The following is a 12,815-nucleotide window of genomic DNA, read 5'->3' as shown; positions in this document are numbered from 1 at the left end:
AACAATGCGGAGTATATTTCGGTTCATTGTAAACTCAAATGATTTGAGAATTTTCAAAAGGGAGGATTTACGCGTTTTAATTCTGCCTTTAGCTCTCGGACAAAGTTTTTTGTAATCACAGAAAGTTGTTTTTTTTCTGAGCGAACTAAGCCGAGGCAATTCGTGAGGTGATAATCAGTTATGTCAATCGGAATTCCTTCTCCTTGGAGAATGGAAGGGTCGTTTTTTATAATGAATTCTGAACCAACTGTAATGGCCATACCTTCTCTAACAGCACTTCTAATTGCATCTACGTTATTTGTCCAAAATAATACATCGACAGCACCGTATTTTGCTGTGATGTCCTCAATAAACCATTTGACGGATTCTTCCTGATACAAGACAAATGGTTGATGTTTTAGTTCATTAAGGGGGAGAGATTCCAATAAGGCCAAAGGTGAATTTCTACTTACGGCTGCAATCATTTTACCTTTCTTTAAGATTTCAATATGATTTGATTCCGCTTTAAGCTTGTCCGCTGTCATAATGACTACGCCGATGTCTAGTTTGTTTTGCTTAATATCTTCAATTATTTCCCTTGAACTTTTTTCGGTAATTTCAACGTGAACATATGGATAACTCATTTTAAAGTTTGACAATGCTTTAATCATGAATGCCATCGTACCGGGAACGGTTGCTAATCGTAGCTCTCCACTTATCAAATTGGAGTGGACTTCAGCTTCCTCCTTGAGCTCCTGAATTTTCCTTAAGACCTCATAAGCTTTTCTAATGATTGGCTTGCCCTCAGTCGTTGGCTCAGCCCCGAGCCGTGAGCGGCGAAAGACTTTTATCCCTAATTCATTTTCGAAGTTAGTAATAGATTGACTAATAGCCGATTGGGTTACGTGAAGCTTTTGCGACGCAATCGAAAGCGATCCAGTTTTAGCTACCTCAACGATATATTCCAACTGTTCAAGATTAATAATGATCTCTCCCTTTTATTAGTTTGGCTAAAGGAATTATTACTTTTATTAATTTTACTTTAGGAAAAACGAATTGTACAATAAATTTGAAATATTCAGAAAAATACTAAAAGGAAGGATGAAAACGCATACAAATTTAAAGCTAGGTGCTCACTACTAATTGGAATTTAAATAATAGATAACGGAAATGGAGGATTATCATGACCAAAATTCGTAAAGCAGCTGTCATCGGATCTGGTGTTATGGGTTCTGGGATTGCAGCACATTTAGCTAATGTGGGAATTCAAACGCTTTTGTTAGACATTGTCCCTCCGTCCTTAACGGAACAAGATCGTCAAAACGGCCTAACGGTGGTAGACTCAGCCTTTCGCAATCGGTTTTCATTGAAGGCAAAGGAAGCAATGTTAAAGGTGAAACCGAGCCCGCTTTATAGTCGGGAAGATGTAAATTTGATTTCCGTTGGCAATATTGAAGATCATCTTCATCAGATATCCGAAGTGGATTGGGTCATCGAGGTTATTGTAGAAAATCTCCAAGCGAAAAAGGAGCTGTTTCGTAAAATTGAGCAGCATTGGAAACCAGGAACGATTGTTAGCTCGAACACATCAGGTGTATCGATTCAAGCGATGGTGGAGGAATGCTCTGAAGAGTTCCGGAAACTCTTTCTGGGGACACACTTTTTCAATCCACCGCGTTACATGAAGCTTCTCGAAATCATTCCGCACCGTGACACTGATCCCGCTATCATTTCATTCATGAAAGAGTTCAGTGAAAGAAAGCTTGGTAAGGGTGTAGTACTAGCAAAGGATACTCCAAATTTTGTCGCGAACCGGATTGGTACGTACGGATTAATGGTTACGATCGAGGAAATGTTAAAGCGAGAGTTTACCGTCGAACAAGTCGACGAACTTACTGGTCCAGTGCTTGGACGACCTAAAAGTGCAACGTTTAGGACATTAGATCTTGTCGGATTAGATACGTTTGTAAGCGTGGCGAATAATGTTTATCAAAATACGAAAGATGAGCAGGAAAAAACAGTCTTTAAGATACCGGAATTTTTGGAGCAGATGGTCCAACAACGATTGTTAGGTGATAAAACACGAGCTGGATTTTATAAAAAACTAAAGACTGATAAGGGCACTGAAATCAAAGTCCTTGATTACAAAACTTTAGAATATCGACCAAAAAATAAAACAACATTTCCCTCATTAGAAATGGCCAAATCGGCAAAAACATTAGCGGATAAAATTCGTACCCTTCTTTATGCGAAGGACACTGCAGGTGAATTTACTTGGGCGATTACAAAGAAAGTTCTGCTTTATTGTGCTGAAAAAATTCCAGAGATTGCTGATGATATCGTCGCAATCGACCAAGCGATGAAATGGGGCTTCAATTGGGAGCTCGGGCCGTTTGAACTTTGGGATGCCCTTGGTGTCGGAGAGTCTGTCGCCAAAATGAAGCAGGAGGGCGAGCGCATTCCGAGCTGGATAGAGGACATGCTTCAAACTGGACAAGCTTCATTTTATAAAAAAGAAAACCAACATACCTTCTACACTACAATTAACGGAGATCGTTCCTCAATTCAAGAATCAGAGCAAATCATTCAATTATCAAAGTTAAAAGAACAAAACAAAATCATTTTTCAAAACAGTGGAGCATCACTCATTGATATCGGAGACGACGTTGCGTGCTTAGAATTTCATTCACACAGCAATGCAATAGGAGCAGATATTATCCAAATGGTCAATCGCTCTCTAGAGGAGGTGTCAAAAAACTATCGTGGCCTTGTCATCGGGAATCAAGGGAAGAACTTCTGTGTCGGTGCGAACCTTATGATGCTTCTGATGGAGGCACAGGATGAAAACTGGTTTGAAATCGAGCAAATTGTCAAAGCCTTTCAGGATATGACGATGGCAGTTAAGTATTTTGAAAAACCTGTCGTTGCTGCTCCTTTTGCGATGACGCTTGGTGGTGGTACAGAAATCTGCTTACCAGCTTCAAAAATTCAGGCTGCTGCTGAAACGTATATGGGGTTGGTCGAAGTTGGTGTTGGCCTAATTCCTGGCGGAGGCGGTAATAAGGAATTGCTACTTCGTAATATTGAATCAGTCGATGTGGATGGTGTAGTTGACCTGCAGCCATTTGTGAACCGTACCTTTGAAGCAATAGCAATGGGGAAAGTATCAACAAGTGCAAAAGATGCGAGAGACTTAGGGATATTAACAAATGAAGACAAGGTTACTGTTAACAAGGATTATCTCTTATATGATGCAAAACAGTCTGTTCTGGCTCTGGATGCAACTGGTTTTACACCAAAACAACAGAAGAAAGTTCGGGTTGTTGGAACACCAGGAGAAGCGGTGCTGAAGCTAGGAATCTATCAGATGAAATGCAGCGGATTTATCAGCGAGCATGATGAGAAAATTGCTAAAAAACTAGCATATGTACTGGCTGGAGGAGATATAGCAGCTAATTCCTATGTGACAGAACAGTACTTGCTGGATCTAGAACGGGAAGCATTTATTAGTCTTTGTGGCGAACCAAAAAGTCAGCAAAGAATGCAGCACATGCTATTAAAGGGGAAGCCATTGAGAAATTAAATTAGAAAAGCGGAAGCGGCTCGATCAGCCCCGACCAACGGTGGAGGGCAAGCAAATGAAGTCGTATTTTGACTTCAATTGATTGACCGAAGCGTTCGAGGGGCTAGCCGCTGGAGCTAGACAGAAAAGCGGAAACGGCTTGCTCAGCCCCGACCAACGCTGGAGCAAATAAACTAAATCTATATTCAAGGTTAACAGTTGAAGGAGGTTCGTAAATTGAGAGAAGCGGTAATCGTTTCAGGTGTAAGAACGGCAGTCGGGAGGTCTAGGAAGGGCTCACTTCGGTTTACAAGACCAGAGGATTTAGGCGGTATCGTAGTAAAGGAGAGCATTAATCGCGCAAATGGACTGAGTCCGGAAGAAGTAGAGGATGTGATTATCGGCTGCGCGATGCCAGAGGGAGAGCAGGGCTTAAATTTGGGAAGAATTGTTGCCTTACGCTCGGGTTTACCGGCATCTGTTCCAGGTTACGTGATTAATAGATTCTGTTCATCAGGCTTACAAGCCATTGCAATTGCTGCTGAGAGAATCATGGCTGGCTTTGCCGATGTGATTGTGGCTGGCGGTGTGGAAAGCATGAGTCATGTTCCGATGTCTGGCTATAAACCATTACCGAACCCTTATCTTGTGGAGCATGCTCCAGAAATCTACTGCTCGATGGGGCATACTGCGGAGCAGGTTGCGCAAAGGTTTGGTGTGACACGCATTGAGCAAGACCAATTTGCGGTTAGGAGCCATCAAAAGGCGGCACAGGCGATTAATGAGGGCAGGTTTCAGGAGGAAATTGTCCCAGTTGAAGTGACCAACCGTTATACGAACAAGGAAGGGAAGATCGTTAAAGAGAGCTTTATTTTTGACAGTGATGAGGGGGTTCGGCCTGGAACAAATCTGGAGTCACTATCCAAATTAAAGCCAGCCTTTCATGTGCGTGGCAGTGTAACGGCTGGAAATTCCTCGCAAACAAGTGATGGAGCAGCAGCGGTAGTCGTTATGTCGAGAGAAAAGGCAGAGGCTTTGGGGCTGCAACCATTGGCAATTTTTCGTTCATTTGCTGTTGGAGGAGTTGAGCCTGACGTCATGGGGATTGGTCCGGTTGTTGCAATTCCGAAGGCACTGAAACTGGCGGGCATCACGAAAGACCAGGTTGATTTATTTGAAATTAATGAAGCATTTGCGTCTCAGTGCAAATATGTCATCGACCATTTGGAATTAGATGAAGAAAAGGTAAATGTGAATGGTGGGGCGATTGCTTTAGGGCATCCGCTAGGCTGTACTGGAGCAAAGCTGACCGTCTCACTTATGCATGAGGCTCGCAGGCGTCAGAGCAAATACGGTGTTGTATCAATGTGTATTGGTGGAGGAATGGGAGCAGCGGGAGTATTTGAATTCCCGAATCCATAAATCGATTTGCTAAGCGTGACTGGGATTATTTTAAAAAAATAATAAAAATTGGAGGAATCTACTAATGACGGTTAAACAAGAACGCATACGTGGTGGTAGCTTTTTATTGGGAGAAACAAAACCAGAAACTATTTTCACGCCCGAGGACTTAACGGATGAGCACAAAATGATTGCCAAAATGACCTCTGATTTTATTGAGGGCGAAGTGTTCCCGCACGATGAGGAAATTGAAAAGCAAAATCTTGAGCAGACCGTACGTTTACTGAAGCAAGCTGGAGAGCTTGGCCTCCTCGGTGCCGATGTACCTGAAGCCTACGGTGGAACCGGCCTTGATAAAGTAAGCTCATCGATGATTACGGAAAATATGGTGAGAGGCTCCTCGTTTGCACTAAGCCATGGTGCTCATGTCGGCATCGGTAGTCTTCCGATTGTATTATTCGGTAATGAGGACCAGAAATCCAAATATCTTCCGAGTCTTGCGACGGGTGAGAAATTAGCGGCATACTGCCTAACTGAACCTTCATCAGGTTCAGATGCCTTAGGTGCTAAAACGACTGCTGTGCTGAATCAAGAAGGAACGCATTACATGATCAACGGCACTAAGCAATTTATTACGAACGCGGGCTTTGCAGATGTGTTTATTGTCTATGCAAAAGTCGATGGTGAAAAATTCACAGCGTTTATTGTTGAAAAAGGTTACTCAGGTGTCTCAACTGGTGTAGAAGAAAAGAAAATGGGAATTAAAGGGTCATCGACTCGGACGTTAATACTAGAGGATTGCCAGGTTCCGGTTGAAAATGTCCTTGGCGAAGTTGGCCGAGGTCATGTGATCGCTTTTAACATATTAAATATTGGGCGTTACAAATTAGCGGTAGGTACAGTTGGTTCATCCAAATGGGCAATCGAACTTGGTGTCAAATATGCAAAGGACCGCAAGCAGTTTGGAAAGTCACTTACTAGTTTCCCGCTAATCCAAAAGAAATTAGCCGAGATGTCAGTCCGAACTTATGTTGCGGAAAGCTTAGTTTACCGGACAACAGGTCTTATTGACGGGGCAATGGAGTCGATTGATAAGAATTCTGCTGACTATGGTCGAGAGATTGCTAGAGCAGTTGAGGAATATGCAATCGAATGCTCCATTAACAAGGTGTTTGGCTCTGAGTGTCTTGATTTTGTGGTTGATGAAGGGGTTCAAATCCACGGTGGATATGGATTTACACAGGACTATCATATTGAGCGTCTTTATCGTGATTCGCGAATTAATCGGATTTTTGAAGGGACAAATGAAATTAATCGTCTATTAATTCCGGGAACCTTATTGAAAAAAGCAATGAAAGGGGAACTGCCACTATTAGCGGAAGCACAAAAGCTTCAAAAGGAATTAATCTCTTATATGCCAGCGATTGTCGATGATGAAAACTTGTCTAAAGAATCTGCGATGTTAGAAGCTGCCAAGAAGATTTTCCTCATGACAGGTGGAAGTGCCGTGATGAAATATCAGCAATCGCTTGACCGCGAGCAGGAGGTCCTTGAGGCACTGGCTGACATGATTATCGACATCTTTGCGATGGAAAGTGCGATACTGCGTACGAAAAAATCGATTGAAACCGAAGGGCTTGCAAAATCGCAGCTTAAAATCAAAATGACTCAAGTTTATTGCCAAGAGGCGTTTAGCTCCATCGAAGAAAAAGCGAAAACAACTATAGCCGCACTTGAGACAGACGAAATGTTAAGCATGCAATTGTCTATTTTGAAAAAATTAACTCGCTTTAAACCGAGCAACACGATTGCTTTAAAACGTGATATTGCCGGGCAAATTATCGAAGCAGAAAAATATTTAGCCTAGTTTTATCATAAAAAACAAAAATTGATAGTTTCACTCTAGTATAGCTAATTTAAATTTTGAAGGGGGCAGGGGCATTTGGGCTGGAACTTAAACGAGAATCTGAAAAGAATTGCTGGTGATTTCCCCGATAGGACCGTTTATCAATTTATGGACAAAAGCACCACGTATTCAGAATTAGACTTTTTGGTTGATCGTTTCGCAGCGGCACTAACAAGAGAGGGGATTGGTAAGGGAGATGCAGTCGCCTTATTACTAGGGAATACTCCTCATTTTGTTATCGCATACTACGGTATTCTTAGGTCAGGTGCTGCGGCAGTACCGATTAATCCAATTTTTAGCCCAAGAGAAATAGAATATATATTAGCAAATAGTGAAGCGAAAGCAGCCATCTCGATCCCTCAATTACAACCAGTGTTGGCTAACTTGAAGCAGCAGTTGAAACATCTTGATTTTGTCGTATATACAGAAAAAGTCGATACTGAATCGAGCTTCGACCAGTTTATCACCAGTGCCAATCTTAATTTTATCAGCCCGATTATCGATAAGGATGACCTTGCAGTAATCCTTTACACTTCAGGCACAACAGGTGAGCCAAAAGGCGCAATGCTCACACATCTGAATATGGGATCAAATGCCCAAGCCTGTACGAAATTGTTTGAGTTAACCCATGAGGATCGAATTATCACGGTCCTACCCATATTTCATGTTTTTTGTATGACAGTTTGCCTGAATGCGACGATTACCTGTGGTGCAACGATGCTGCTTTTACCAAAGTTTAGCCCTACAGAAGTAGTTAAAACAATCCGCGAACAGGAGGCCACCATTTTCGCTGGTGTACCAACGATGTATAATTTCCTCCTTCAAGTACCTGATGCAACAGCTGAGGATTTCCAATCCATTAGAAGCTGTGTTTCAGGTGGGGCGCCAATGCCTGTAGCGCTATTGAATAAGTTTGAACAGAAATACGAAGTGCAAGTGATGGAAGGCTATGGGTTGTCGGAGGCATCACCTGTAACAGCTTTTAATCCCATCCGAGGTGTACGCAAGCCTGGCTCCATCGGCGTTGATATCCCATACGTAACAAACAAGGTCGTCGACCCAAATGGTCAGGAAGTGCCACGCGGTGAAATCGGTGAATTAATTGTTCAAGGTCCAAATGTGATGAAAGGCTATTTAGGCATGCCGGAAGTGACCGAGATGGCGTTGCGCGATGGCTGGCTCTATACAGGTGATATGGCTCGAATGGATGAAGAAGGTTATCTATATATTGTTGACCGTAAAAAAGATGTGATCCTAGTCGGCGGATATAATGTCTATCCTCGGGAAGTAGAAGAAGTAATCTATGAACATCCCGCGATTATCGAAACAGCAGTTATTGGTGTTCCCGACCCAGAATACGGGGAAGCGGTTAAAGCCTTTGTCGTTTCTAAAGATGCTTCATTGACTGAAAGTGAGCTACTGGAGTTTTGTAAAGGAAAAATCGCAAAATATAAGCTACCAACATATGTAGAGTTTTTGCAGGAATTACCCAAAAATACAACAGGGAAAATTCTTCGAAGACAATTGCAGAACCTATAGTATGAATTTTTTTGAACATGTTTTTTAAAAGCGAGGATAGTATTTTAATAGGATTAAACGATGGCTTGAGAAATTCTCAAGCCATTTATTTCAATATAAAAAGAAAGAAGGCGAAGGAATGGAACATCAAACCTATATAAAAACGAGATATTGTGAAACGGATGCTTTTGGACATGTCAATAATGTTAGTTATTTTATTTATCTAGAACAAGCAAGAGTGGATTTCTTTATTGATACCTGCATACTCGAAAAATCCGACAACTGGAATTTTGTCGTTGCGTCTGCACACTGCGACTATATTGGTCAGGCTTATGTAAATCAGAATCTCGTGGTGAAAACAACAGTAAGTCGGATTGGACGTTCAAGCGTTACCTTGAAACATACAGTGATTAATCAAACAAATGAAGAAATAATTGCTAAGGGGGAAGTCGTCTTAGTTTGTTTTGATTTTACTAAACAAAAAAGTGAACCGTTAGCGGAACGAGTAGTGGGGAAATTAAACAATTATGTACGAGATTAAATAATAATGATGATTTTAGGAAGGGATTCACTAGTTAGGATGGAATTTATATAGGACATCAAATGATAGAAAAGGAGAATGAAATGGAACATCAAACATACATCAAAACGAGATATTGTGAATCGGATGCCTTTGGACATATTAATAATGTTAGTTATTTTATTTATTTAGAACAGGCCAGAGTGGATTTCTTTATCGGTACACATATTGTTGAAACGGTCGAAGAGTGGCCATTTGTTGCCGCAGCGGTACATTGTGATTTCATTCGACAGGCAAAAATAAATCAAGATCTAATTGTTAAAACATGGGTGAGTAAGATTGGACGTTCAAGCGTCACCATCAACCACGTTATCATGGATCAAATTACTGAAGAAGTAATTGCAAGAGGGGAAGATGTGCTTGTTTCATTTAATATGAGCGAGCAAAAAAGTGAACCGTTAAGCGATGAAATGGTAGCAAAATTGCGGGATTATGTTCAAGGTTAAATCGTCATAAAAATGGTCAAAACAAGCCTAAAGGAGCGTGTGAAATGAAATACGTTGATACTTGGGATTTAGATTCTATTTTTCCAGGTGGGACAAAATCACCGGAATTACAAACAAAATTACAAAGTGTACAAAAAGAAATACAAGAATACCGACAATTAATTCAGCAATGGAACTTCGCGGAAGATTCTACTGCTGCTCCGCTGAAAGCGATTCTAAAAAAACAGGAAAGCATCGGGAAAGGTTTAGGGCAGGCTGGCACCTTTGTACATATGTATCACGACGCCAAAATGAATGATGATTATGCGAATGTAGTTAAAGGACAAGTCATTGAACTTTCAAGTGAGGTAGAAAATCTCTCGAAGGCATTTACGAAAAAAATGGTTGCCTTGCCAGATGAGGACTGGACAAATCTTTTGCTAGACCCCGAGCTAACCCAAGTTTCCTTCGCGTTGAACGAGCTTCGAGACCACGGAAAACGACTGTTGTCAGAGGCAGAGGAAAAATTGATCACTGATTTGAATAAAGATGGTTTAACCGCATGGAGTCGTTTATACGATACGGTCGTTTCAATCATGACGATTCCATTTACGGATAAGGAAGGAAAGACAACGGAATACTCAGTTGGTCAGGCGATGAACCGGATGTATGCCGACCCTGACCCAGAGGTGAGAAAGCAGTTATTCGAAAACTGGGAGGCAGCCTGGACAAAATATGCACCAATATTTGCCGATACCCTGAATCATTTAGATGGCTATCGAATTACTTTGCAGAAAGCTCACGACCGGGAAGGTTATTTAGATGAGCCATTAGAGTATAATCGCATGACAAAGGAAACGCTCGATGCGATGTGGACGGCTGTTGCGAATCATAAACAACCATTTATTGATTTTCTCAATCAAAAAGCAAAGCTTTTGGGCATGGAAAAATTAGGCTGGCAGGATGTTGATGCCCCTGTTGCGCTCGGAAATGTAAAACCACCGCGTTTTACTTATGATGAAGCTTGTGATTTTATCATTGAGAACTTTGCAAGTTTTGGCCAGGAAATTTCAGCCTTTGCCAAGCATGCTTTGGAAAATCGCTGGGTAGAAGCGGAGGATCGTCCGAATAAGCGCCCGGGAGGCTATTGTACAGGACTACCAGAATATGAAGAATCTCGAATCTTTATGACATTTACCGGTTCACCTTCTGATGCTAGCACTTTAGCACATGAGCTCGGCCATGCATTTCACAGTCATGTAATGAGAGATTTGCCAACCTTAAACCGCAACTATGCGATGAATGTTGCTGAAACAGCTAGTACCTTTGCCGAAACGATTATTAATAATGCAACGGTAGCTAATGCAAAAACGAAGGAAGAGAAGATTACACTATTAGATGCTAAGATGGGGAACGCGATTGCGATGTTTTTAAACATCCATGCTCGCTATCTGTTTGAAAATAAGTTTTATAAAGAGCGTTCTAAGGGGATTGTCTCTGAGCAAAGATTGAATGAATTGATGGAGAATGCGCAGAAAGAAGCATATGGTGACAGCTTAGCTAGCTACCACCCGCATTTCTGGTGCAGTAAATTGCACTTCTTTATCGACGATATACCATTCTACAACTTCCCGTATACGTTTGGATTTCTGTTTAGTTTAGGCATTTATGCCGAGTTTTTGAAAAATCCTGCTGGCTTTGAAGAAAAATACATTGCTCTCTTGCGCGACACTGGTAGCATGAAAGTTGAAGATTTAGCGCTGAACCATTTAGGAGTAGACCTGACGAAACCGACTTTCTGGGAAGCTGGAATTAAATTGATGGAAAAAGACGCTGAGGAATTTATTCTCTTAACGAATGAAATTAGCTAAAATAACGGTTAACTGCGATTGTGAGGAGTGCTCAGTGTTGATTTTTATGTAGGTATGAGAATAAATAAGGGGAGAATTTCCCGTTATTGTATGTCAGGGAGGCTAATTGAGCTGAAATAAGAGGATAATTTCCGCTTAACTACTTCCCAAAAGACAAAATCCTGTGATTTTTATGAAATAAGCGGAAAAACTCCTTTTATTCTTAGCGAAATAAGGGCATTTATCAAAATAAGCGGAATTCTTCCACTTATTTTCAAATACAGGGAAATCAACATTCGGGTTAACAGACTCACATGCCAAAAATTTAACAAACCAATGAAATCCACAGTTGTTTCAGGGTAGTGCCTATTGTAAAAGTAACAAAAATTAAAAAATCGAACTATTAGGAAATTCTAAGTTAGAATTTCGCATGATAGTTCGGTTTTTTTGTTTAGCTGAAATACTTATGTCTCTGCCTCTTCCTTTATGCTTACCCCAATTCGGGTGGTGACTAGGCACGCATAAAAACGAAGTTCGAGAATATATATTTTATAGCGAGGATATTTTTCAGGGAGGAAGATGCATGCCATGAATGATGTGTTTGAAACAACAGCAAGATTTGAACATAAGTTTTGGCTTCAAATACTTGGCGATCATTCAAGGTTTATCAATGAAGCACTAGCTCCCATCCAAACAAAGGAAATTCGCAAGGCTGAACAATTTATCAAGGTCTTTGACACACTATTGGAACAAGCAAACACCAATGCCCTTGCACAACTGACTATTCAGGCTGAATCAGAGGCAAAAAAATTACGGATCTTCAAATTGGAGCTTATAAAGGAGCACCTGGTTGGAAATATCAAAATTCATCTGCCCCCTACATTCATCAATCATATGGTGAATGAATTAGAGGAATATTTAAGAATCTTAACCCATTTAAAGGCAGGTGAGGTTCCTCCGATTTATCATGAGGTTCATCATCATCTCCTATGGTTATTGGATGCCGCTGGTCACGCAGAGGCGATAACCTCAAATTTAGATGGCGTCGAGAAGAAATTAAAAGAAAAAAGTAGTGAATTTACGAAAACATTTGAAAGCTTTTATTTAAAGGCAGTCGAGTTTGCAGGGTATTTAAGAACCAATGTGTCGGAGTTTCCGGCATTGTCAAAAATGAATCTTGATGCCCAACTCGAAATAAAGTTGTTTCAAGGTTTCTTACTAGAATTAGAAGAACTTAGGCTTACAAAACAAGCATTGGGAACGCTAGCACCACTCATGGCAGATCATATGTATCGTGAAGAGTGCTATTATTTATTGAAACTGGCACAATCAGGAAAGATTGACCCACCAAACTGTAACCCAGCAAAACCTCGATTAAAAGAACTGTGAAACACTCTGTGAAACAAGAAAATTCGGGTGGTGACAGGCACTCGGAAAAGGGGGAATTGATCATGGAGAGATGTATTTCATGTGGTGTTGAGCTGTGCAGAATGGAGAGAAACCGGTGCGAGTGTTGGGAGTGCCGCGAGAGGACGTATGAAGCTTACGGCGAGGAACAAGCTGAAGAATAAAGCTCTATAATGAAAGATTTTAG

9 protein-coding genes are annotated in these 12,815 nt (G+C 41.1%); 8 read left to right on the top strand and 1 reads right to left on the bottom strand.

All coding sequences use genetic code 11. The features are described 5' to 3' along the window. Positions 1-53 precede the first annotated feature (53 nt). Positions 54-947, bottom strand: coding sequence for a LysR family transcriptional regulator (locus tag FXW34_RS12355; protein ID WP_147534309.1), 894 nt, complete (start codon positions 945-947; stop codon positions 54-56). 212 nt (positions 948-1,159) lie between these two features. Here FXW34_RS12355 and FXW34_RS12350 point away from each other — a divergent pair, with 212 nt between their 5' ends. The 8 genes from FXW34_RS12350 to FXW34_RS12315 all read left to right on the top strand — a co-directional run bounded on the left by FXW34_RS12350 (position 1,160) and on the right by FXW34_RS12315 (position 12,610). Beyond that, entirely contained in the window at positions 1,160-3,562 is a 2,403-nt protein-coding gene (locus FXW34_RS12350) for a 3-hydroxyacyl-CoA dehydrogenase/enoyl-CoA hydratase family protein (RefSeq protein WP_147534308.1), read from the top strand. Positions 3,563-3,778: 216 nt separating this feature from the next. After that, the gene (locus FXW34_RS12345) at positions 3,779-4,963 is read left to right on the top strand and encodes an acetyl-CoA C-acetyltransferase (RefSeq protein WP_147534307.1); all 1,185 of its coding nucleotides are present in this window, start codon (positions 3,779-3,781) and stop codon (positions 4,961-4,963) included. Between the two features lie 64 nt (positions 4,964-5,027). Then, on the top strand, positions 5,028-6,809 hold the full coding sequence (locus FXW34_RS12340) for an acyl-CoA dehydrogenase family protein (RefSeq protein ID WP_147534306.1): 1,782 nt from the start codon (positions 5,028-5,030) through the stop codon (positions 6,807-6,809). A gap of 75 nt (positions 6,810-6,884) precedes the next feature. After that, the gene (locus tag FXW34_RS12335) at positions 6,885-8,387 is read left to right on the top strand and encodes a long-chain-fatty-acid--CoA ligase (protein WP_147534305.1); all 1,503 of its coding nucleotides are present in this window, start codon (positions 6,885-6,887) and stop codon (positions 8,385-8,387) included. A gap of 118 nt (positions 8,388-8,505) precedes the next feature. Further along, positions 8,506-8,907, top strand: a complete 402-nt coding sequence (locus FXW34_RS12330) for an acyl-CoA thioesterase (RefSeq protein ID WP_147534304.1) — start codon at positions 8,506-8,508, stop codon at positions 8,905-8,907. An 83-nt stretch (positions 8,908-8,990) separates the two neighbouring features. Then, the gene (locus tag FXW34_RS12325) at positions 8,991-9,392 is read left to right on the top strand and encodes an acyl-CoA thioesterase (protein ID WP_147534303.1); all 402 of its coding nucleotides are present in this window, start codon (positions 8,991-8,993) and stop codon (positions 9,390-9,392) included. Positions 9,393-9,436: 44 nt separating this feature from the next. Continuing rightward, positions 9,437-11,242, top strand: coding sequence for a M3 family oligoendopeptidase (locus tag FXW34_RS12320; RefSeq protein WP_147534302.1), 1,806 nt, complete (start codon positions 9,437-9,439; stop codon positions 11,240-11,242). A 567-nt stretch (positions 11,243-11,809) separates the two neighbouring features. Beyond that, the gene (locus FXW34_RS12315) at positions 11,810-12,610 is read left to right on the top strand and encodes a DUF2935 domain-containing protein (protein WP_147534301.1); all 801 of its coding nucleotides are present in this window, start codon (positions 11,810-11,812) and stop codon (positions 12,608-12,610) included. Positions 12,611-12,815: the final 205 nt, after the last annotated feature.

Source organism: Bacillus marasmi (genome assembly GCF_902168435.1).
Classification (GTDB): Bacteria; Bacillota; Bacilli; order Bacillales; family Cytobacillaceae; genus Bacillus_BU; species Bacillus_BU marasmi.
The sequence above is the reverse complement of the archived record's forward strand: the minus strand, read 5'-3'. Positions and strand labels throughout refer to the sequence as shown.

Coding starts and splice junctions, on each gene's coding strand:
- FXW34_RS12340 (WP_147534306.1), top strand. CDS start 5,028: ATGACGGTTAAACAAGAACGCATACGTGGTGGTAGCTTTTTATTGGGA.
- FXW34_RS12320 (WP_147534302.1), top strand. CDS start 9,437: ATGAAATACGTTGATACTTGGGATTTAGATTCTATTTTTCCAGGTGGG.
- FXW34_RS12330 (WP_147534304.1), top strand. CDS start 8,506: ATGGAACATCAAACCTATATAAAAACGAGATATTGTGAAACGGATGCT.
- FXW34_RS12315 (WP_147534301.1), top strand. CDS start 11,810: ATGAATGATGTGTTTGAAACAACAGCAAGATTTGAACATAAGTTTTGG.
- FXW34_RS12325 (WP_147534303.1), top strand. CDS start 8,991: ATGGAACATCAAACATACATCAAAACGAGATATTGTGAATCGGATGCC.